17 protein-coding genes and 1 tRNA gene are annotated in these 20,835 nt (G+C 64.7%); 12 read left to right on the top strand and 6 right to left on the bottom strand.

Translation table 11 applies throughout. The features are described 5' to 3' along the window. The first annotated feature begins 61 nt into the window (after positions 1-61). From lon to F4U95_RS02390, 7 genes are all read left to right on the top strand, one after another. Positions 62-2,458 (top strand): endopeptidase La, encoded by a 2,397-nt coding sequence (gene lon, locus F4U95_RS02420; RefSeq protein ID WP_150424449.1) that lies wholly within the window; start codon positions 62-64, stop codon positions 2,456-2,458. Positions 2,459-2,639: 181 nt separating this feature from the next. Further along, the gene (locus F4U95_RS02415) at positions 2,640-2,912 is read left to right on the top strand and encodes an HU family DNA-binding protein (RefSeq protein WP_024019962.1); all 273 of its coding nucleotides are present in this window, start codon (positions 2,640-2,642) and stop codon (positions 2,910-2,912) included. Between the two features lie 420 nt (positions 2,913-3,332). Continuing rightward, the gene (locus F4U95_RS02410; RefSeq protein WP_150424448.1) at positions 3,333-3,908 is read left to right on the top strand and encodes a septal ring lytic transglycosylase RlpA family protein; all 576 of its coding nucleotides are present in this window, start codon (positions 3,333-3,335) and stop codon (positions 3,906-3,908) included. Between the two features lie 10 nt (positions 3,909-3,918). Then, positions 3,919-4,515 carry a nucleotidyltransferase family protein gene (locus F4U95_RS02405; RefSeq protein ID WP_246171471.1) on the top strand — a complete coding sequence of 199 codons (597 nt, stop codon included), beginning with the start codon at positions 3,919-3,921 and terminating at the stop codon, positions 4,513-4,515. Positions 4,516-4,615: 100 nt separating this feature from the next. Next, positions 4,616-4,692, top strand: a tRNA-His gene (locus F4U95_RS02400). A 120-nt stretch (positions 4,693-4,812) separates the two neighbouring features. Beyond that, a complete protein-coding gene (gene hisI / locus F4U95_RS02395) occupies positions 4,813-5,208 on the top strand; it encodes a phosphoribosyl-AMP cyclohydrolase (RefSeq protein WP_150424750.1) in 396 nt (131 codons plus the stop codon). Continuing rightward, positions 5,195-5,725, top strand: coding sequence for a hypothetical protein (locus F4U95_RS02390; protein ID WP_150424751.1), 531 nt, complete (start codon positions 5,195-5,197; stop codon positions 5,723-5,725). The genes hisI and F4U95_RS02390 overlap by 14 nt, the downstream gene beginning before the upstream one ends. Here the strand turns inward: F4U95_RS02390 and F4U95_RS02385 are convergent. The 3 genes from F4U95_RS02385 to F4U95_RS02375 all read right to left on the bottom strand — a co-directional run bounded on the left by F4U95_RS02385 (position 5,722) and on the right by F4U95_RS02375 (position 8,827). Next, positions 5,722-6,348: a YitT family protein gene (locus tag F4U95_RS02385; RefSeq protein ID WP_150424447.1), complete on the bottom strand. Its 627-nt coding sequence runs from the start codon at positions 6,346-6,348 to the stop codon at positions 5,722-5,724. The genes F4U95_RS02390 and F4U95_RS02385 overlap by 4 nt on opposite strands. Positions 6,349-6,438: 90 nt before the next feature. Continuing rightward, positions 6,439-7,578 carry an aspartyl/asparaginyl beta-hydroxylase domain-containing protein gene (locus tag F4U95_RS02380; RefSeq protein ID WP_150424446.1) on the bottom strand — a complete coding sequence of 380 codons (1,140 nt, stop codon included), beginning with the start codon at positions 7,576-7,578 and terminating at the stop codon, positions 6,439-6,441. A gap of 40 nt (positions 7,579-7,618) precedes the next feature. Beyond that, positions 7,619-8,827 (bottom strand): MFS transporter, encoded by a 1,209-nt coding sequence (locus F4U95_RS02375; RefSeq protein ID WP_150424445.1) that lies wholly within the window; start codon positions 8,825-8,827, stop codon positions 7,619-7,621. A 152-nt stretch (positions 8,828-8,979) separates the two neighbouring features. Between F4U95_RS02375 and F4U95_RS02370 the strand changes: the two genes are divergently transcribed. After that, positions 8,980-9,867: an EamA family transporter gene (locus tag F4U95_RS02370; protein ID WP_150424444.1), complete on the top strand. Its 888-nt coding sequence runs from the start codon at positions 8,980-8,982 to the stop codon at positions 9,865-9,867. A gap of 21 nt (positions 9,868-9,888) precedes the next feature. On the opposite strand, the gene F4U95_RS02365 is transcribed toward F4U95_RS02370, so the two are convergent. The 3 genes from F4U95_RS02365 to F4U95_RS02355 are packed head-to-tail and all read right to left on the bottom strand — an operon-like array spanning position 9,889 to position 13,831. Next, positions 9,889-10,578 (bottom strand): L,D-transpeptidase family protein, encoded by a 690-nt coding sequence (locus tag F4U95_RS02365; RefSeq protein ID WP_211363930.1) that lies wholly within the window; start codon positions 10,576-10,578, stop codon positions 9,889-9,891. Between the two features lie 52 nt (positions 10,579-10,630). After that, a complete protein-coding gene (locus F4U95_RS02360; protein ID WP_150424443.1) occupies positions 10,631-12,898 on the bottom strand; it encodes an NADP-dependent malic enzyme in 2,268 nt (755 codons plus the stop codon). 27 nt (positions 12,899-12,925) lie between these two features. Beyond that, the gene (locus F4U95_RS02355; protein ID WP_150424442.1) at positions 12,926-13,831 is read right to left on the bottom strand and encodes a LysR family transcriptional regulator; all 906 of its coding nucleotides are present in this window, start codon (positions 13,829-13,831) and stop codon (positions 12,926-12,928) included. A 94-nt stretch (positions 13,832-13,925) separates the two neighbouring features. Here F4U95_RS02355 and F4U95_RS02350 point away from each other — a divergent pair, with 94 nt between their 5' ends. From F4U95_RS02350 to alaS, 4 genes are all read left to right on the top strand, one after another. Continuing rightward, the gene (locus tag F4U95_RS02350; RefSeq protein ID WP_150424441.1) at positions 13,926-16,037 is read left to right on the top strand and encodes a malate synthase G; all 2,112 of its coding nucleotides are present in this window, start codon (positions 13,926-13,928) and stop codon (positions 16,035-16,037) included. Between the two features lie 159 nt (positions 16,038-16,196). Then, complete coding sequence (locus tag F4U95_RS02345) at positions 16,197-16,823, top strand: glutathione S-transferase family protein (protein WP_150424440.1); 627 nt, start codon at positions 16,197-16,199, stop codon at positions 16,821-16,823. Further along, complete coding sequence (locus F4U95_RS02340; RefSeq protein ID WP_150424439.1) at positions 16,810-18,069, top strand: M24 family metallopeptidase; 1,260 nt, start codon at positions 16,810-16,812, stop codon at positions 18,067-18,069. Before F4U95_RS02345 ends, F4U95_RS02340 begins: the two co-directional genes overlap by 14 nt. 65 nt (positions 18,070-18,134) lie before the next feature. Then, positions 18,135-20,798 carry an alanine--tRNA ligase gene (gene alaS / locus F4U95_RS02335; RefSeq protein WP_150424438.1) on the top strand — a complete coding sequence of 888 codons (2,664 nt, stop codon included), beginning with the start codon at positions 18,135-18,137 and terminating at the stop codon, positions 20,796-20,798. The last annotated feature ends 37 nt before the right edge of the window (positions 20,799-20,835 follow it).

The following is a 20,835-nucleotide window of genomic DNA, read 5'->3' as shown; positions in this document are numbered from 1 at the left end:
CATCCCCATAATGGCGATGAACCGTAGGAGAGGGCCGCGTCGCTTCGGCCCCGGAGACTGAATGACTGTGCAATATCCCCTTCTGCCGCTGCGCGACATCGTCGTCTTCCCGCAGATGATCGTCCCGCTCTTCGTCGGTCGCGACAAGAGCGTCGCCGCGCTGGAAGCGGCGATGGAAGGATCGAAGGAAATCTTCCTGGTGTCGCAACTCGACCCGGCGGAAGATGATCCGGGCCGGGATTCGCTCTACGACACCGGCGTCGTCGCCATCGTGCTGCAACTTCTGAAACTGCCGGACGGCACCGTCCGCGTGCTGGTGGAAGGCAAGCATCGCGCCCAGTTGGAGTCGATGGAGGCGAACGAAACCTATCTCGTCGCCAATGTCGATGATGTGGAAGAGATCGCGGCCGAAGGGCCGGAGGCTGCCGCGCTGATGCGTTCGGTCGCCGAACAGTTTGAAAATTACGCGAAGCTCAACAAGAAGCTGCCGGCCGAAACCCCGGTGCAGCTGCGTGAGATCGAGGATGCGGGCCGTCTGGCCGATGCTGTGTCCGCCAACATCAACGTCAAGGTGTCCGACAAGCAATCGCTGCTGGTGGAGGCCGATCCGGTCAAGCGGCTGGAGATGGTGTTCGCCTTCATGGAAGGCGAACTGGGCGTGCTCCAGGTCGAAAAGAAGATCCGTGGCCGCGTGAAGCGCCAGATGGAAAAGACTCAGCGCGAATATTATCTGAACGAGCAGTTGAAGGCGATCCAACGCGAGCTGGGCAATGGCGAGGGTGAGGAAGGCGATGAACTCGCCGAACTGACCGAGAAGATCGCCAAGACCAAGTTGAGCAAGGAAGCCCGTGCCAAGGCGACGGCGGAGCTGAAGAAGCTCAAGGGCATGCAGCCCATGTCGGCCGAAGCGACGGTCGTGCGCAACTATCTTGACGTGCTGCTGGGTCTGCCTTGGGGCAAAAAGGGCAAGGTCAAGAACGACCTGAAAAAGGCGCAGGATATCCTGGATGAGGATCATTTCGCGCTGGAGAAGGTCAAGGACCGGATCATCGAATATCTCGCCGTGCAGGCGCGCACCAACAAGCTGAAGGGGCCGATCCTGTGCCTCGTCGGCCCGCCGGGCGTGGGCAAGACCTCGCTAGGCCGCTCGATCGCCAAGGCGACGGGGCGCGAATTCGTGCGCCAGTCGCTGGGCGGCGTGCGCGATGAAGCCGAAATTCGCGGCCATCGTCGCACCTATATCGGTTCGCTGCCGGGCAAGATCGTCACCAACCTGAAAAAGGCTGGCACGATGAACCCGCTGTTCCTGCTGGATGAGATCGACAAGCTGGGTCAGGATTTCCGGGGCGATCCGGCGTCTGCGCTGCTGGAAGTGCTGGATCCCGAACAGAACAGCAAGTTCCAGGACCATTATCTGGAAATCGACGTCGATCTTTCGGACATCATGTTCGTGACGACGGCCAACTCGTTGAATTTGCCGCAGCCTCTGCTCGACCGCATGGAGATCATCCGGCTGGAAGGCTATACCGAGGATGAAAAGGTCGAGATCGCCCAGCGCCACCTGATCGCCAAGCAGATCGAGGCCCATGGCCTGAAGGACGGCGAGTTCGAGGTGACGGAAGAGGCCGTGCGCGACCTGATCCGTTACTACACGCGCGAAGCCGGCGTCCGCACGCTGGAGCGTGAAGTCGCGCGTCTGGCGCGCAAGGCGCTGCGCAAGATCCTTGAGGGCGCCTATGACAAGGTCGTCATAACCCCCGAAAACCTGGCCGATTTTGCCGGCGTGCGGAAATTCCGTCATGGCATGGGCGAGGAAGAGGATCAGATCGGCGCGGTGACCGGCCTGGCCTGGACCGAGGTTGGCGGCGAATTGCTGACGATCGAAGCGGTGACCGTGCCGGGCAAGGGCCTGATCAAGACGACCGGCAAGCTGGGCGAAGTGATGAACGAGTCGGTGCAGGCCGCCTTCTCCTACGTTCGCGCGCGTTCGCCGGGCTATGGGATCAAGCCCAGCGTCTTCAACCGCAAGGATATCCACATCCATCTGCCCGAAGGCGCGGTGCCCAAGGATGGGCCGTCGGCGGGTATCGGGATGGTGACGACCATCGTGTCGACCCTGACCGGCATCCCCGTCCACAAGGATGTGGCGATGACCGGCGAGGTCACTTTGCGCGGCCGTGTGCTGCCGATCGGCGGCCTGAAGGAGAAGCTGCTCGCGGCCCTGCGCGGTGGCATCAAGACGGTGCTGATCCCGCAGGAAAATGAGAAAGACCTAGCGGAAATTCCGGCCAATATTCGTGAAGGTCTGGAAATCGTGCCGGTGAGCCATGTCGACGAAGTGCTGGCCAGGGCGCTGGCATCCGTGCCCGAAGCGATCGCCTGGACGGAAGAAGACGACCTCGCCGCCCAGCCGAGCAATGTAGCGGGCCGCGACGGAGATCCCGCACTGCGTCATTGATGGAAGGGAAAGCGGCGGCGATCCGCGGGTTTCAGCCAATTGTGCAAGTGGGCGCAAAATTTGGCACAAGCCAGCAACTTTGTCGCTTTCCCTTTGACAGTCGCGGGAATCCGGGCCTTATTGCGCCCCCTACGCCGCGATTCCTACATACAACCAAACAGCACAAGGGGGTTCCCAAGGCATGAACAAGCAGGATCTGATCAGCGCAGTCGCTGAAAGCAGCGGCCTCAGCAAGAATGACGCGACGAAGGCCGTCGAGGGCGTGTTCGACGCCATCACCGGCGCTCTGAAGAAGGGCGACGAAGTGCGCCTCGTCGGTTTCGGCACCTTCTCGGTTTCGCAGCGCAAGGCCTCGACCGGCCGCAACCCGCGCACCGGCGAAACCATGACCATCAAGGCTTCGGCTCAGCCCAAGTTCAAGGCCGGCAAGGGCCTGAAGGATTCGGTCAACTGATCGGCGCGGCGCCTGCCGATCGGCGGGCGCCCACCGTTTGATGACCGTCCGGCATCGCGGCCGGAAGTTTTTGAGGAGAGTGTGCGGCGAAAGGAAGCATAGCTTCCGCGCCGTGAGACGCCGAATGGCGAAAGGGACGAAGGGGCATGGCCTTTTCGCCCCTTTCTTTTTGTCGGTGTGGGGCGGCGTTGGGTGGTTTCCTGCCGTTACTCATTCGTCATGCTGAACTTGTTTCAGCATCCATCACACCCAACAAGCCATTGCCCTGTGCTGAGAAATGGACCCTGAAACAAGTTCAGGGTGACGACGCAGGTTAGGGCAGTTTGCGGTTACGAGCGGACGTATCATGTTGCTTATGTCTAACCGCTTCCTGCCGAAGCGCCCCTCGACCCTGTCGGTGCGTGGCGCTAGGAAAGATGCATGACGGAACAAGTGGGCAGGACGATCGGATTTGTGTGGGCGCTGGGAGCGGCGCTGGCGCTATCCGCTTGCGGTGGTGGCAATTATCGGCCGGTGCGCGATACGCCGGTCAAGATCGGCCCGCCCTACAAGGTGCGCGGCACCACCTATGTGCCCGCCGCCGATCCTGGTTACGACATGCTGGGCTATGCCAGCTGGTATGGATCGGAGTCGGGCAACCGCACCGCCAATGGCGAGCAGTTCCGTGCCAAATGGGTGACGGGCGCGCATGTCAGCCTGCCGCTGCCCAGCTATGTCGAAGTGACGGCGCTGGATAGCGGGCGTACGATATTGGTGCGGATCAACGATCGCGGTCCCTTTGCCGGGCGCGGGCGGGTGATCGACCTGTCGCGCGGCGCGGCGGAGCAGCTGGGCATCCGCGCGCAGGGCCATGCGGCGGTGCGCGTCCGCATCGTCGATCCGCCGGAAAAGGACCGGGAGAAGCTGCGCAAGGGCAAGGCCGCGCCGGAGCGGCCGCTCGTGCCCGAACGCATCCTGGCCAAGCTGCGCGCGCAGTTGCAGGCTTCCATCCCATGACGGCCCCGGTGTGAGCGAAAAGGCGGCGCAGGAGCAGGCGGTGTGGGGCATCGCCATGGACCATGTCGTCATCGGCCCGATGCTGCGCCGCTGGCCGCTGCTCGGCCTGCCCGATGCCTGGCTGTCCGGCAGCATGCTGGCGCAGGCCTGGTGGAATATCCGCTTCGATTTGCCACCGCTGCATGGCATCGACGATGCCGACATCATCTATTTCGATTCCGACGATCTGTCCGAGGCGGCAGAGGCGCGCGCGGCGGCACATGCGGCGCAGCTGTTCGCCGATCTGCCGATCCGGCTGGACGTCAAGAATCAGGCGCGGGTGCATCTGTGGTATCCCGATCGCTTCGCCATTCCGATCCCGCCCTATCGTTCGGCCCGTGCCGCGATGGAGACGTTTCCGACGACCGTGTCGGCTGTGGCGATCAGCGATGTGCATCTGTCCGCGCCCTTTGGCCTCGACGATTTTCTGGCGCCGCTGGTGCGGGCCAATGCGGCATTGATCGACCGGGCCTTTTATGAGCGCAAATCGCGGCGCTGGGCTTCGCTCTGGCCCGATCTCACCATCTTGCCCTGGGAGGATGCGGTGCGGCGCCCGGCCGACAAATGACAGGATAATCCGCATCATTGCAGCATGATGGCAATTGTGCGCTTGACGCCTGCTATCGGGCCGCATATGTGGCGCTTCTCTCGGGGCTAAGGCCCCTGTGGCGGTTGTAGCTCAGTTGGTTAGAGCGCCGGTTTGTGGTACCGGAGGTCGCGGGTTCGGATCCCGTCAATCGCCCCATTTTTCAAATATTTCCTCCGCCTAAGGTGCGTATCCACACTCGGGACAGGCGCGATTTTCCTGCGTCGCGCCATGCAAAAGCGGTTCCCACTTTTCGGCCCGATGCTCTATAGCCCCCGGATGACCGACGCGCGCGACACGGGGCTGACCCTCAATCCCAAATATGACGATAATGGCCTGATCACGGCCGTGGTCACCGATGCGGCGGGCGGCGACCTGTTGATGGTCGCGCATATGAATGCGCAGGCGCTGGCCCTGACGATCGAGACGGGGCTGGCCCATTTCTGGTCGCGCAGCCGCCAGTCGCTCTGGAAGAAGGGCGAGACGTCCGGCCATATGCTGGAGGTGCGCGATATCCGCATCGATTGCGATCAGGACGCTGTCTGGGTGAAGGCGGCGCCGGCCGGCCCGACCTGCCACACCGGTGCGCGATCCTGCTTCTTTCGCCGGGTCGGGCCGGATGGCCTGACGCCTGTCGATGCTGCGGCCGATCCTGTGGCCGATGCGGCGAATTAGCCTCGCTATCCTGTTCCTGCTGGCGGGGTGCCAGCGCGCGCCGGTGGCGGCCGATGCTGCGCCGGATGCAGGCGGTGCGCCGGCCTCCGGGCTGGAGCGCGCCGCGATCGAGAGCGGTGCGATCACCGACAGCAGCAAGACGTCGCCGGTCGGCCTGTATCAGCGCAGCCATGAGGCCGGTCGCGACCAGCTGTGCGTCATGCCGGCCAAGGATGCGGCCTTCCGCTTCGGATTACAGGCTAATTTCGGCGAGGATCAAAGCTGCAAAGGGCAGGGGACGGCGCGGCGCGCGGGCGACAAGCTGATCCTGAGCTTCAAGGGTGGCGATCGCTGCATCGTGGTCGCCCAATATGATGGCGATCAGGTGGCGCTGCCCGGCGTGGTCGATATGGCCTGCGCCGACCTGTGCCAGGGCCGCGGATCGCTGGAGGGGGTCAGCTTCCCGCGGATCGCCAGCGACGCCGCCAGCGCCCTGCGCGCCCGCGACAGCGGCGGCGACGCGCTGTGTGAGGGTTAATGCCCGATATAGCGGCCCGGCCTGTGATTGACGATCAGCACCATGTTCATGGCGGCGGCGGACAGGACCGACAGGCCGAACCGCTCGAAACTCAGCACCGGCAGCGACGCCAGCAGGATCATGATATCGCATAGCATCTGCGTGCGGCCTGCATTCCACCCGCGCCGCCGTTGCAGGATCAGCGCGACCACGCCCACGCCGCCGACGCCCGCGCCATGCCGGGCGATCGCCAAAATGCCGAACCCGATGATCGACCCGCCGAACAACGCGGCGAAGAAAGGGCTGACCCGCGCGATCTGAAGCGCGGTCGGCATGGCCAGGCCCACGCCCATGATCGCGACATTGGCGAACAGGGTCTTGAGGCCAAAGGCCATGCCCATCGCCCGCCCGGCGAAGATGAAGAAGGGAATGTTGATGAGCAGGAACAAGGCCGCTGGCGACCAGGGGATGAGGTAGGAGAGCAGCAACGCAATCCCCGCCATGCCGCCCGTCACCAGATTGGCGGCCTTCAGCAGCATCAGCCCCATGGCGATGAACGCGCAGCCGATGGCGATGGCATAGCCGTCTTCGGCCAGGCTGTGGGGCCGGGCGGTCGTCTGCTGGGTGGGGATGACAGGGGGCATGGGCGATATCCGTAAAGCTATGGCGCCGTGGACATCCCCTGTTATATTGTTGCGCTTGCCTATAACGACATTACGCGCATCTGCAAAGGCTCAGCCGCCGGTATCGACCTGTGCCGGGCCGAAAAGGTCGATCGCCTGGAACAGCCGGGTTAGTGCCTTCCGTTCCTCCGCGTCGATCTCCGGCCGCCACACTTCGAACAGCAAGACGACGCGGGTGTCGGTGCTCCGATTCCAGGCTTCATGTTCGATACTGTCGTCGAACAGCAGCATCTCGCCCTTGCGCCAGGCGCGGGTGTCCGCGCCGACGCGCAACGCGCAGTCGTCCGGCACCAGCAGCGGCAGGTGACAGATCAGGCGCGTGTTGAGCAGGCCATGATGTGGCTGGATATGCGTGCCGGGCTTGAGCAGGGACCAGAGCGCGGAGGGCGATCGTCCCGCGATGACCGGCATGGGGGCCAGTGCCAGAGCTGCCATGACCGATGGGCAACGCCGGGCATTCTCCTCGACCGGGGCGCCGTTCTGCCAAAAGTACAGCGCGCCCCAACTGTCATCGTCGCGCAGAGGATTGTTGGGCGCGGGGCGATCCGTCGGGGTTTGTACATAGGGGGCGAAGTCCGCCTGCTGCGTGCGCACCGCTGCCAGTTCCGCGATGATGGCGTCGGTCATCGCCTCCATCGGTGCGACCCAGTCGAACTCGGCGCGTTCGTAGAAGGCGCGCTGGGGCAGGTCGGGGAAATAGAACATGCTGGGCTGTTGCAGATAGAGCGTGCGCTTGCCGAGCAGCAGGTCGGTGGCATGGGAGATGCGGGGCAGCTGCGGCAAATCGCGGATCGCGGCGGTCAGATGATTTTCGAAGCGCTGGCCCGATTGCGCGATGCTGGCCTGCGCCTGTTGCAGCAACGGTTGCAGCTGGGGCGGCGCCCCGGTTGCGGCAGCCTGCGCCAGGGCGGTCTGGAACCAGCTGGTCGATCCGCGTTCGTCGCCCCGGCGCAGGGCGTTCTGACCCATGGCAAGCAGCGCGGGCAGGCTGCGCATGTCGGCGTCCAGCATGCGCCGCAGCGCCGCCGCCTCGCCATCCAGGTCGCCGCTGCGGTTGCATGCCTGCGCCATCAGCATCGCGGGCGGATCGGTCATTTCACGGAGCGTCGCCAGCGCCACCGGAATATCGCCGCGCCGCAGCGCCGCCAATGCGGCGTCCGCCAGTTTCGCTTCTCTCGCCTGATCGTTCATGATTCCGCCTTATCGGGCGGGCGAGCAGGGGGAAAGCGGCTTATTCGGCGGCGGCGGGGACCATGCCGGACGATCGTCGCTCCAGCGTAATCGCCAGCAGGAAGACGGCGAGGCCACCTAGCGCCAGCGCGGCGCCGATCCAGCCGGTCGACACCAGCCCATAGCCCGCCGCAATCGACAGGCCGCCCAGCCAGGGGCCGATCGCATTGGCGACGTTGAAGGCGCTGTGGTGCAACGCGGCAGCCAAGGTCTGCGCGTCACCGGACACGTCCATCAATCGGGCCTGCAACGGCGTACCAAGGCCCCCGCCGATACCGATCAGGAACACGATCAGGCTGAGCGTCCAGATATTGCCGGCCATCAGCGGGAACAGCGCCAGCGACCCCGCACTCCATAGCAATACGCCGATGACGGTGCGGTTGCGCGCCTTGTCCGCCAGCCAGGCGATGACCAGATTGCCTAGCGTCATGCCGACGCCGAAGATCGCCAGGATCAGCGGAACATAGGTTTCCGATACATGGGTGACCTCCATCATGGTGGAAGCGACATAGGTATAGACAGCGAACAGGCCACCGAAACCGATCGCACCGGTCAGCAGCGTCAGCCATACCTGTCCTTTGCCAAGCGCGGTCAGTTCGCGCATCGGGCTGGCCTTGGCATCGCCGGCGTCACGCGGGGCGTAGAGTGCTACCAGCGTCACGGTCGCCACGGCCAGTGCCGCGACGACGAAAAAGCCCGAGCGCCAACCCAGCGACTGACCCACCCAATTGGCCACCGGTACGCCCAATACGGTGGCGACGGTCAGGCCTGACATCACCTTGGCAATGGCCAGCGTGCGCTTTTCGATCGGCACCAGGTTGGCGGCGACCAGCGCGGCGACGCCGAAATAGGCGCCATGCGGCACGCCGCTCAAGAAACGGAACAGCAGCATCCAGTGATAGGTCGGCGAAATGGCGGACAGCGCGTTGGCGATGGCGAACATCGCCATCAGGCCGATCAGCAACGTCCGGCGCGGCAGGCGCGCACCAAGGGCGGCGATCACCGGCGCGCCAGCCACTACGCCCAGCGCATAGGCGCTGATCGCATGGCCGGCGGTGGTGATATCGATGCCTAGGTCGCGGGCAAAGAAAGGCAGCAGGCTCATCGCCGCAAATTCGGTGGTGCCGATCGCAAAGGCACCCACCGACAGGGCAAACAGGACGAGCGCAGGATGCGCGGTCTGGGGACGGATGCCCATGGCAAGCTCCATGCTGCGTTGCAAAAAGATACGGAAGTCCCGCAAATGGGCCTGATGACAGCGTTGGTCAACCCTGCATTCGTATGAGATTATTGCACTTGCGGTGACGAACGCTGCAATCAATTGCGTTTAGCCATGCGCATCGATCGGCTATAGCGCCCGCCATGACAGAGAAAATCGCGCAGGATGGTCGGGCGGTCATTATCGGGGCGGGCGCCGTGCTGGCGTCGCTGACTTCGGTTACGCTTGGTGCCGCCATCGCCAAGACCCTTTTTCCGCTGGTCGGTGCCTATGGCATCACCAGCTTGCGGGTGGGGCTGGGTGCGATCCTGCTGTTGCTATTCCGTCGGCCTTGGCGGCGCGCGGTGCCGTCTGCATTGCTTTGGCCGCTCATCGCCTACGGTGCCGTGCTGGGGCTCATGAATATCCTCATCTATCAGGCGTTCGCCCGCATCCCGATCGGCATCGCCATTGCGATCGAAGTGATCGGGCCGCTGGCGGTCGTCCTGTTCGGATCGCGCCGGCCGCGTGATTTTCTGTGGCTGGCGGCGGCGGTAGGCGGGTTGCTGCTGCTGTTGCCCGTACGCAGCGATGCCGCGCTCGATCCGCTGGGGGTCGGCTTTGCCCTGGCGGCGGCGGCCTGCTGGGCCACCTATATCCTGACCGGCAAGCGCGTTTCCGGCGCCTTGGGCGGAGACGCGGTCGCCTGGGGCATGGTGATTGCGGCGATCCTGATCCTGCCCGTGGGTGTCGCCCATCAGACGGCGGCGCTATTCAGCGCCCATGTGCTGTTGTTGGGCATGGCGATCGCTTTTCTGTCGAGCGCCTTGCCCTATTCGCTGGATATGGAAGCGATGCGGCGATTGCCGGCCCCGGTTTTCGGCCTGATGGTCAGTTCCGCGCCGGCCGTAGGGGCGGTGATCGGCTTTGTCCTGCTGGACGAGCGACTGACGCTGCTTCAGTGGATCGCCGTCCTGTGCATCATGGCGGCGTCGGGCGGGAGTGCGCTCACGGCCGGGCACAAGCCGGCGATCGAAGATGCGCCGCAATAAGGTGCGCCGCAATAAGGGAGGTCAGCCGACCTGCGCCTTGCTGACGTCGAGCATCTTGCCATCGGTTATCACCACCAGGTCGCCCACCTTGGTCACGCCGAACAGCTTTTCCGCAAAAGCCTTTGGCACGCCGATGCAGCCGTGAGTGCCCCGGCCCCATTGCACGTCGCTGCCATGGATGAAGACGCCGTCGCTGGTCAGCCGCTGAGCGAAGGGCATGGGCGCATTGTCGTAGGTGCGCGAATAATAGTCCGCGATCTTCTGCGTGATTGGGAAGGCGCCCTTGGGGCTGGGCTTGTCGGTCGCGCCGTAGAGGATGACCGCCGCGCCGATTTCATAGCCGTCGCGGAACACCGACAAGGTTTGCGCGCGCAGATCGACGGTCACGATGACGCGGCCCGTGGTCGGTGCGCCTTTCTCGTCCCAGGCAAAGTCGCCATGGCGGAACGGCCCGTCGATCTTCAGCACCCGCTTCACGCGCAGGGCATTGGGATCGACTGTCATACCCTGATCGCTGCGCAACTCTGCGGGCTTGGCCGGGACAGGGGGCGGAGCGGGCGGGGAGGCGGCATTGTCTGCCGCCGCCGTTTCAGGCGCTGCCTTGCCCTCGAACGCCTGCCGGTCGATCGAGACGGCGACCACCAGCGCCGTAAGCGCCACAACGCCGCCGATCGCCAGCGTCGGTCCGAACCTTTTCAGGAAGCCCGCCATCTTCGTCCCATTGCCTCCATTTCAGCGGCAGCATAGGCGCAGAAGGTTAAATTCAGCCTTCCCGCGCCACTTCGGCCGCCGCGATCGCAGTGAGGTTTAGGATGCCGCGCGACGTGACGCCGGGCGTCAGCACATGGATCGGCTTGCTCAGGCCCATCAGCATCGGCCCGACCGTGGGCGAGCTGGAGGAGGCCGCCAGCGCGGTCAGCGTGATGTTGGCTGCGTCCAGATTGGGCATGACCAGCAGATTGGCCGGGCCCTCGAACCGCGAATCCGGGATCAACCGCTCGCGCAGCGACTGGCTGAGCGCCGCATCAGCATGCATTTCGCCATCCACCGCCAGGTCGGGGGCGGCATCGCGCACGATCTTGAAGGCGCGGCGCATCTTGCGCGCGCTGTCGGTGTGCGAGGCGCCGAAATTGGAGTGAGAGAGCAGCGCGGCGCGCGGCGTCAGGCCGAAATGCTTGAGTTCCGCCGCAGCCGCCAGCGTCATTTCCGCAATCTGCTCCGGCGTCGGGTCCGGCACCATATGGGTGTCGGTGATGAACAGCGCGCCGGCGTCCAGGATCAGGCCCGACAGCGCATAGACGCGGCTATGGCCCGGCACCCGGTCTATGATGCGCAGCACATGTTCGACCTGACCCCAATATTCGGACCGACCGCCGACCAGCGCGGCGTCGACCCGGCCGGTCTGCAACAGCATGGCGGCGGTGATGGTGGGCCGGCGATAGACATGGCGCAATATTTCATCGGCGGGCACGCCCCGGCGCGATGCGACCGCGCGATAGGCCTCGACCAGTTCGCCCATCACCAGATGATCGGTTTCGGGATCGACGATATCGACGTCGCGGTCCAGTTCGAAGCCCAGACCCAGTTCGGGCAGCTTCTGTTCCAGGATGCGACGGCGCGCGACGACGGTGGGGCGCACGATGCCTTCGTCCAGCGCGTCGCGAATGGCACGCAGCACGCGCTCATCCTCGCCTTCGCCATAGACGATGCGGACGCCGCTGCCGCGCGCGGCCTCGAACACCGGCAGCATCAACTGGCCCGATCGCGTCGCCTGACGCGACAGGCTGCGCTTATATTCGTCCAGGTCCAGCGTCTTCTTGGCGACGCCGCTGTCCATCGCCGCGCGGGCGACGGCCACTGCGATCTCACCGATCAGGCGCGGGTCGAACGGGGTGGGGATGATATAGTCGGCGCCGAACACCAGCTTGCGACCGCCATAGGCCTGCGCCACGCTGTCATGCGCGGGCATGCGGGCGAGGGCGGCGATCGCATCGGCGGCGGCGACCTTCATCGCTTCGTTGATCTGCGTCGCGCCCACGTCCAGCGCGCCACGGAAGATATAGGGGAAGCACAGGACGTTATTGACCTGGTTGGGATAGTCCGACCGGCCGGTGGCGATGATCGCGTCCGGGCGTACTTCGCGCGCGGCTTCGGGGCGGATTTCCGGCTCCGGATTGGCGAGCGCGAAGATCAGCGGATTGGGCGCCATCAGCGGCAGCCATTCGGCCTTCAGCACGCCCGGCGCGGACAACCCTAAGAACAGGTTCGCGCCCGGCAGCACGTCGGGCAGGGTGCGGGCGTTGGTGTTGCGGGCGTAGCGCGCCATGTTGGGCAGCATGCCTTCGCGACCCGAATGGATGACGCCATCCTTGTCGGTCATCGTCACATTTTCGATCGGCAGGCCCATCGACACGAGCAGGTCGACGCAGGCGAGCGCAGCGGCGCCCGCGCCCGACGTCACCAGCTTTGCATCGGCCAGCGTCTTGCCCTGCAGCACCAGCGCGTTGCGCACGGCGGCGGCGACGACGATGGCGGTGCCATGCTGATCGTCATGGAAGACCGGAATATTCATCCGTTCCTTCAGGCGGCGCTCGATCTCGAAGCACTCAGGCGCCTTGATGTCTTCCAGATTGATGCCGCCGAATGTCGGCTCCAGCAGGGCGACGGCTTCGACGAAGGCGTCCGTATCGGTCGTGTCCACTTCGATATCGAACACGTCGATGTCGGCGAATTTCTTGAAGAGGACGGCCTTGCCTTCCATCACCGGCTTGGAGGCGAGGGCACCGATCGCGCCCAGGCCCAGCACGGCGGTGCCGTTGGAGATGACGGCAACCAGATTGCCGCGCGCGGTATAGTCCATCGCCTTGTCGGGATCGGCAGCGATCTCCACGCAGGGCGCGGCCACGCCTGGCGAATAAGCCAGTGCAAGGTCGCGCTGATTCACCATGCGCTTGGTCGGCTCTATGCGGAGCTTACCAGGCTGGGGAAAGCGGTGATAGTCAAGGGCGGCGCGGCGGGTGTTATCGTCCATGGCCGGGGCCTTAGAGCCTCGGTTCCGCTAGAGCAACCCAGCGCGTTCCCATGGGGGCGTCGGGACATAAAGTGTAACAAGAAAATCGACGAAGGCGGTGATGGCCAAAGGCGGATTGGGCTGCGGCAATTGTACCGCGAACAGGCCGACGTCGGCGGACCCTTCATGATCGGGCAGTATTTGGCGGACCTCGCCCCGTTCCAGCGCGGTGCTGATATCCCATAGCGACCGCAGAGCGATGCCGCCGCCCGCCAGCGTCAGTTCGCGCACCAACTCGCTGCTGTTGGTGCGCACATGGCTGCGGCCCTCCACCAGCACCGGTCTTTTCGGTCCGACCAGCCGCCAGGGCATCTGCCCTTCGGCTGCCAATAGCCGATGGCTTTTCAGGTCGGCGATCGTCGCAGGCGTGCCATGCCGGGCCAGATAGGCGGGTGCGGCGCAGAGAATACGCCGGTTGGTCGCCAGCCTTCGGGCGATGAGGCCCGATCCCGGATCGGCGGTGATGCGGATGGCCAGATCGGCACGGCTTTCGATCAGGTCGGCATAGTCGTCGGACAGGTCGACGCTCAGTTCCACTTTGGGATGTGCGTCGATGAACCGATGCAGATAGGGTGCCACATGCATGCGCCCGAAAGATGTCGGCGCGGTGATGCGCAGTGGCCCGGATGCCACCGCCGAGGTGCCGGATACGCGCCGTTCGGCATCGTCCAGCGCCGCCAATATGCCCCGCAGGTCGGCATGCAGCCGCTCGCCTGCCGGGGTCAGCGCCAGCCGCCGCGTAGTGCGATGGAGCAGCCGCGCGCCCAGCCGCTCCTCCAGCCGCGCCAGTCGCTTGGACATCATCGCCGGGGATATATGCAGCCGCCGACCGGCCGCCGCCAGACCGCCTTCGTCCACGACGGTCACGAACAGTTCATGATCGGGGTCCATCATATTCGTTCACCACAGGAATGACTATATTCGTATAATAGCGTCTACACGGCATAATATGAAAGGTCTAAAAGGCGGGTAATCAAGGAGTGGACTCATGGCCGACCGCATGATCGAAAAAGCCGGCCTTCAGGTCGCGCAGGAACTGGCCGACTTCATCGACAGCCGCGCGCTGCCCGGCACCGGGATTGCGCCCGACACCTTCTGGGCCGGCGTTGCTGATATCTTCGCGCGCTTCACGCCGGACAATGCCGCCCTGCTGCGCAAGCGCGATATGTTGCAGGCGCAGATCGACAGCTGGCACGAACAGCGCCGGGGCCAGCCGCATGACGCGCACGCCTATCAGGCTTTCCTGCGCGAGATCGGCTATTTGGTCCCCGAGCCTGCGCCCTTCACTATCGGCAGCGAGAATGTCGATGAGGAGGTCGGCCGTCTGGCCGGTCCGCAACTGGTCGTCCCGATTCTCAACGCGCGCTTCCTGCTGAACGCCGCCAATGCGCGGTGGGGCAGCCTCTATGACGCGCTTTACGGCACCGATGCGATCCCCGGCGCGGCGTCGGGCAAGGGCTATGATGCCGGGCGCGGCGCGCAGGTCATCGGCTGGGCGAAAGCGTTTCTGGACGACGCCATCCCGCTGGCGGACGGCAGCTGGGCCGATCTGGCGAGCGACGACATCGTCCTGGCCGACCCGTCGCAATATGTCGGCACGAGCGAAAAGGGTAAGCTGTTCCGCCACAACGGCCTGCATATCGAAATCGTCTTCGACGCGTCGCACCCGATCGGCGCGACCGATCCCGCCGGCATATCCGACGTCATCCTGGAATCCGCGCTGACTGCCATTTGCGATCTGGAGGACAGCGTTGCCGCCGTCGATGCGGCGGACAAGGTTGCCGCCTATGCCAACTGGCTGGGCCTGATGCAGGGCGACCTGACCGAAACGTTCGAGAAGGGCGGGGCGACCATGACGCGCGCGCTCAACGCCGACCGCGCCTACACCGCGCCAGACGGCGGCAGCTTCACCCTGCCGGGGCGCAGCTTGTTGTTCGTCCGCAATGTCGGCCATCTGATGACCAATCCAGCCATCCGCATGCCCAATGGCGAAGAGGCGCCCGAAGGCATATTGGACGGCATCGTCACCAGCCTGATCGCGCTGCATGATCTGGCGAAGGAGGGCGGCAACAGTCGCGCCGGCAGCGTCTACATCGTCAAGCCCAAGATGCACGGACCGGAAGAAGCCGCCTTCACCAACAGCCTGTTCGACGGAATCGAGGATATGCTGGGCCTGGCCCGCCACACGATCAAGGTCGGTGTGATGGATGAAGAACGCCGCACGTCGGCGAACCTTGCCGCCTGTATCGAAGCGGTTCGGGATCGCATCGTCTTCATCAACACCGGTTTCCTCGATCGGACGGGGGATGAGATGCACACGTCGATGCAGGCCGGGCCGATGATCCGCAAGGGCGAGATGAAATCGAGCGACTGGATTACCGCCTATGAGGATCGCAATGTCCAGATCGGCCTGTCCTGCGGCCTGTCGGGCCGGGCGCAGATCGGCAAGGGCATGTGGGCCGCGCCTGATCGTATGGCCGACATGCTGGAACAGAAGGTCGGCCACCCGAACAGCGGCGCGAACACCGCCTGGGTGCCGTCGCCCACCGCCGCGACCTTGCACGCAACGCACTATCATCGCATCGACGTTTTCGCCCGTCAGGCGGAGCGGGCGGCGGAGGGTATCGCCCCGCTGGAAAAGCTGCTGACCATTCCCGTCGCGGTCGGCCGCAATTTCTCCGAAGAGGAAATCGCGCAGGAACTGGACAATAATGCGCAGGGCATATTGGGCTATGTCGTCCGTTGGGTCGATTTGGGCGTCGGTTGCTCGAAGGTGCCCGACATCCACGACATCGGCCTGATGGAGGATCGCGCGACGCTGCGCATTTCCTCGCAACATATGGCCAACTGGCTGCTGCATGGCGTCTGCACCGCCGATCAGGTCGATGCCGCGCTGGAGCGGATGGCGGCCAAGGTCGATGCGCAGAATGCAGGCGATCCGCTCTACCAGCCGATGAGCGGCCGGGAAGCGGAAAGCCTGGCTTATCTGGCCGCCCGCGCGCTGGTGTTCGAAGGGGTCGAGCAGCCCAGCGGTTATACCGAACCTTTGCTCCATGCCTTCCGCGCGGAACAGAAGGCGGAGGCGCTGGAAGTCGCGTAGGGGCACACCACAACATTGTTCCCCGGCGAAGGCCGGGGTCCAGCGTTCTTGGCGATGCGTCCGGCGCCCTGGACCCCAGCCTTCGCCGGGGAACGGCATATTGGCTTCTCTCCTTCACTGGGATAGGCCGTGGTCATTCCATCCATGGAAGGCCACGCCATGACCATTATCGTCCATCACCTCAACAACAGCCGGTCGCAACGCATCCTCTGGTTGCTGGAGGAACTGGGCGAACCCTATGAGGTTCGCCGCTACGAGCGCGACCGCAAGACGATGCGCGCGCCCGAAAGCCTGCGCGCGGTCCACCCGCTCGGACGGTCGCCGGTGGTGGAGGTGGACGGCCACCGCCTGATCGAAACCGGCGCGATCATGGACTATCTGGTCGCCCGGTCCGGCAACCGTTTCGGCCCGCCCGCCGATGCGCCGGGTGCGATCCTCTACCGCCAGTTTCTCCATTATGCCGAAGGGTCGATGATGCCGCCGCTGCTGGCGTTGCTCATCATCGGCAAGCTGGGCCTGCTCGGCCGTCCCGCACGCCCGACGGTGCAGCGCATGCTGGACGATCATCTCGACTGGCTGGAAAGCGAACTGGCTGGGCGTCCCTATTTTGCGGGCGACGTCTTCACCGCTGCCGACATGATGATGAGTTTCCCGCTGGAGGCATCCCGCGCCCGTGGCGGCCTTGACCAATCGCGCCCGAACATTCTTCGCTGGCTGAACGAAATGCATGCGCGGCCCGCTTATCAGGCTGCTCTCAAGACGGGAGGCAAATATGCCTACGCCTGACCGCCGCACATTGCTGCGCTACGCCGCCGCCGGGATCGCCACATCGCTAGTCGCCCCGCGCCTCTTCGCACAGGAAAAAGCGGCCGAGGCGCTCAAATCCCTGACCGGCGGCGTAACGCCCATCGGCAAGGCCGAGCGCGCCGACCGTCTCGCTCGCGCGCAGCAGATGATGCAGGCGCAGGGCATCGACGCGCTGCTGATCGAACCGGGCGCCAGCCTCATTTATTATAGCGGCATCCGCTGGCACCGCAGTGAGCGGCTGACTGCTTTGGTCATCCCGGCGACCGGCGCGCCGCTGGTCGTCTGCCCCTTTTTCGAGAAACCTTCGATCGACGAATCGCTCGCCATCTCGGCAGAGGTTCGCGTCTGGCAGGAGCATGAAAGCCCCTATGCCCCGATCGCCGATTTCCTGACCGCCAAGGGTTTGGCCAAGGGGCGCATCGGCATCGAGGAAACGGTCCGCTATTTCGCGGTCGACGGCCTTAAGGCCGCGCTGCCCGCCGCAACCCTCGTCAAAGATCCCGTCACCCGCGCCATCCGCATGCGCAAGACGGCGGCGGAAATCGCCCTGATGCAGGTGGCGTCGGACGTCACCATGGCCGCCTATCACTGGACCTATCCCCAGGTGAAGGCTGGCATGACCCCCGCCGATATCGGCGCGCTGATGAGCGCGGCGACGAAGCAACTGGGCGGGCAGGTGGAATTCAACCTGATCCTGCTGGGCGAAGCGGCCGCCTATCCGCACGGTTCGGGCAAGCCGCAGGCGGTGAAAGCGGGCGAAGTCGTGCTGATGGACTGCGGCTGCACGGTGGAGGATTATCAGTCCGACATCAGCCGCAGTTGGGTGCATGGCGCAACCCCCACCGCGCAACAGCGCAAGGTGTGGAGCGATGTGTCCCATGGCCAGAGCATTGCCTTCGCCGCCGCGAAACTGGGCGCGCCTGCCGGTTCGGTCGATGATGCGGTGCGCGGCTGGTATGAAAAGCAGGGCTACGGCCCCGGCTACGCGCTGCCCGGCCTCTCCCACCGCACCGGCCATGGCATCGGCATGGAGGGGCATGAGCCGGTCAACCTGGTCCATGGCGAAGCCACGAAGCTGGACCTGGGCATGTGCTTTTCCAACGAACCCGGCCTCTATTTGCCCGGCGTCATGGGCGTGCGGATGGAAGACTGCTTCCACATGACCGCGCAGGGACCGCAATGGTTCTCGAAACCGCCAGCGTCGATTGGAGAACCGATCGGATGACGGATGTTGCATCGCGACCAAATCCCCCGCTTGTGCGGCGGGCCGCTTCCCACTAAATCGCGCGCATGACCTCGACCAACGACATTCGCCGCTCTTTCCTCGACTATTTCGGGGCCAACGGCCACACCATCGTTCCGTCCGCGCCGCTGGTGCCGCACAACGACCCGACCTTGATGTTCGTGAACGCCGGCATGGTTCCGTTCAAGAATGTCTTCACGGGTCTGGAAACGCGCCCGTACAAGACCGCGACGTCGAGCCAGAAGTCGGTCCGCGCCGGTGGCAAGCATAATGATCTCGACAATGTCGGCTACACGGCGCGCCACCATACTTTCTTCGAAATGCTGGGCAATTTCAGCTTCGGCGATTATTTCAAGGAACAGGCGATCACTCATGCCTGGACCCTGCTGACCAAGGAATGGGGCCTGCCTGCGGACAAGCTGACCGCGACCGTCTATCACACGGACGACGAAGCGTTCGATCTGTGGAAGAAGATTGCGGGCCTGCCGGATCACCGGATCATCCGCATTCCGACCAAGGATAATTTCTGGGCCATGGGCGACAGCGGCCCGTGCGGTCCCTGCTCGGAAATCTTCTACGACCATGGCGACCATATCTGGGGCGGCCCTCCCGGTTCGCCGGAGGAGGATGGCGATCGCTTCGTCGAAATCTGGAACCTCGTCTTCATGCAATATGAGCAGGAAGCCAACGAGATCGTTTCGGAACTGCCCAAGCCGTCGATCGACACCGGCATGGGGCTGGAGCGCATCGCGGCCGTCATGCAGGGCGTCCACAACAATTACGACACCGACACGTTCAAGGCACTGATCGAGGATTCCGCCGCGCTGACGAAGACCGCCACCGATGGCGAGTTCCAGGCCAGCCACCGCGTCATCGCCGATCATCTGCGTTCGACGAGCTTCCTGATCGCGGACGGCGTGCTGCCCGCTAATGAAGGCCGTGGCTATGTGCTGCGCCGTATCATGCGCCGCGCCATGCGCCACGCCCATATCATCGGCGCGAAAGACCCTCTGATGTATCGTCTGGTGTCCAGCCTCGTGTCGGAAATGGGCGGGGCCTTCCCCGAACTGGTCCGCGCCCAGCCGCTGATCGAGGAAACGCTGCTCCGCGAAGAAACCCGTTTCCGCAAGACGCTGGAAAACGGCCTGCGCCTGCTGGACGAAGCCACCGCCGACCTGGGCGAAGGCGCGACCCTGCCGGGCGAAACCGCGTTCAAGCTCTACGACACCTACGGTTTCCCCTATGACCTGACCGAGGACGCGCTGCGCACGCAGGGCCTGTCCGTCGATCGTGCCGGTTTCGACGCGGCCATGGCGGAGCAGAAGGCCGCCGCCCGCGCCGCGTGGAAGGGGTCGGGCGAAAAGGCGTCGGACGAAATCTGGTACGACATCGCCGAAACGCTCGGCAGCACCGAATTTGTCGGTTACGCGTCCACCAAAGGCGAGGGCGAAGTGCTGGCCATCGTCAAGGATGGCGTGCGCGTCGATAGCGCCACCGTTGGCGATAGCGTGGCGATCATCACTAACCAGACGCCCTTCTACGGCGAAAGCGGCGGCCAGAATGGCGACGCCGGCACCATCGGTTCGCTCGGCGGCCTGATGGCGCAAGTGGCCGACACGTCCAAGCCGCTCGGTCGTCTCCATGCGCATCAGGCCGTGATCGACGCGGGCAGCGTCAAGGTCGGCGATACCGTCAACCTGACCGTGGACGTCGAACGCCGCGACCGCATCCGCGCCAACCATAGCGCCACCCATTTGCTGCATGCTGCACTCCGCAAGGAATTGGGCGGGCATGTGACGCAGAAGGGCAGCATGGTCGCAGCCGAGCGCTTGCGCTTCGACTTCTCGCATCCAGAAGCGCTGACCCACGCGCAGATCGCTAAGGTCGAGGCCGATGTGAACGCGCAGATCCGCCATAATGAGGAGGTCACGACCCGCCTCATGACCCCGGACGATGCCATCGCGGCGGGCGCCATGGCGTTGTTCGGCGAAAAATATGGCGACGAAGTGCGCGTCCTGTCGATGGGCCTGCCGGGCGAACCGGGCGGCAACAGCTATTCGGTCGAACTGTGCGGCGGCACCCATGTCCGCGCCACTGGCGACATCGCCCTGCTCAAGATCGTGGCGGAAAGCGCCGTGTCCAGCGGCGTCCGCCGGATCGAGGCGCTGACCGGCGAAGCCGCGCGCCTGTGGCTGATCGACCGTGACGACAAGCTTCGTCAGACGGCTGCTGCGCTCAAGACGTCGCCCGATGAGGTACCCGCTCGCATCGTCGCGCTGGTCGAACAGAGCCGCAAGCTGGAACGCGAATTGGCTGACGCCAAGAAGGCGCTGGCGCTGGGCGGCGGTGGCGCGGCGACAGCGGCTGGCCCTGAACAGGTCGGCACTGTCGATTTCCTTGGCCAGGTTATCGACGGCCTGGATCCCAAGGAATTGCGCGGCATCGTGGACGGCAACAAGAAGACTTTGGGCAGCGGCGTGTCCGCCGTGCTGGCCGTGGTCGAAGGCCGCGCCACCATCGCGGTCGGCGTGACCGACGACCTCGTCGCCAGCATCAGCGCGGTCGATCTGGTCCGTGTCGGCGTGGAAGCGCTGGGTGGCAAGGGCGGCGGCGGCCGTCCCGATATGGCACAGGGCGGTGGTCCCGACGGCGACAAGGCGCAGGCCGCGATCGACGCGGTCAAGGCTGCGTTGGCCAGCGTCGCGGCATAAAGGAAAGGGCGGCGTTTCAAGGAACGCCGCCTGCCGC

The sequence above is a fragment of the Sphingobium limneticum genome (assembly GCF_008710165.1).
Taxonomy (GTDB): domain Bacteria; phylum Pseudomonadota; class Alphaproteobacteria; order Sphingomonadales; family Sphingomonadaceae; genus Sphingobium; species Sphingobium limneticum.
This window is presented reverse-complemented; position numbering and strand designations above follow the sequence as displayed.

Coding starts and splice junctions, on each gene's coding strand:
- lon (WP_150424449.1), top strand. CDS start 62: ATGACTGTGCAATATCCCCTTCTGCCGCTGCGCGACATCGTCGTCTTC.
- F4U95_RS02415 (WP_024019962.1), top strand. CDS start 2,640: ATGAACAAGCAGGATCTGATCAGCGCAGTCGCTGAAAGCAGCGGCCTC.
- F4U95_RS02410 (WP_150424448.1), top strand. CDS start 3,333: ATGACGGAACAAGTGGGCAGGACGATCGGATTTGTGTGGGCGCTGGGA.
- hisI (WP_150424750.1), top strand. CDS start 4,813: ATGACCGACGCGCGCGACACGGGGCTGACCCTCAATCCCAAATATGAC.
- F4U95_RS02390 (WP_150424751.1), top strand. CDS start 5,195: ATGCGGCGAATTAGCCTCGCTATCCTGTTCCTGCTGGCGGGGTGCCAG.
- F4U95_RS02385 (WP_150424447.1), bottom strand. CDS start 6,348: ATGCCCCCTGTCATCCCCACCCAGCAGACGACCGCCCGGCCCCACAGC.
- F4U95_RS02380 (WP_150424446.1), bottom strand. CDS start 7,578: ATGAACGATCAGGCGAGAGAAGCGAAACTGGCGGACGCCGCATTGGCG.
- F4U95_RS02375 (WP_150424445.1), bottom strand. CDS start 8,827: ATGGAGCTTGCCATGGGCATCCGTCCCCAGACCGCGCATCCTGCGCTC.
- F4U95_RS02370 (WP_150424444.1), top strand. CDS start 8,980: ATGACAGAGAAAATCGCGCAGGATGGTCGGGCGGTCATTATCGGGGCG.
- F4U95_RS02365 (WP_211363930.1), bottom strand. CDS start 10,578: ATGGCGGGCTTCCTGAAAAGGTTCGGACCGACGCTGGCGATCGGCGGC.
- F4U95_RS02360 (WP_150424443.1), bottom strand. CDS start 12,898: ATGGACGATAACACCCGCCGCGCCGCCCTTGACTATCACCGCTTTCCC.
- F4U95_RS02355 (WP_150424442.1), bottom strand. CDS start 13,831: ATGATGGACCCCGATCATGAACTGTTCGTGACCGTCGTGGACGAAGGC.
- F4U95_RS02350 (WP_150424441.1), top strand. CDS start 13,926: ATGGCCGACCGCATGATCGAAAAAGCCGGCCTTCAGGTCGCGCAGGAA.
- F4U95_RS02345 (WP_150424440.1), top strand. CDS start 16,197: ATGACCATTATCGTCCATCACCTCAACAACAGCCGGTCGCAACGCATC.
- F4U95_RS02340 (WP_150424439.1), top strand. CDS start 16,810: ATGCCTACGCCTGACCGCCGCACATTGCTGCGCTACGCCGCCGCCGGG.
- alaS (WP_150424438.1), top strand. CDS start 18,135: ATGACCTCGACCAACGACATTCGCCGCTCTTTCCTCGACTATTTCGGG.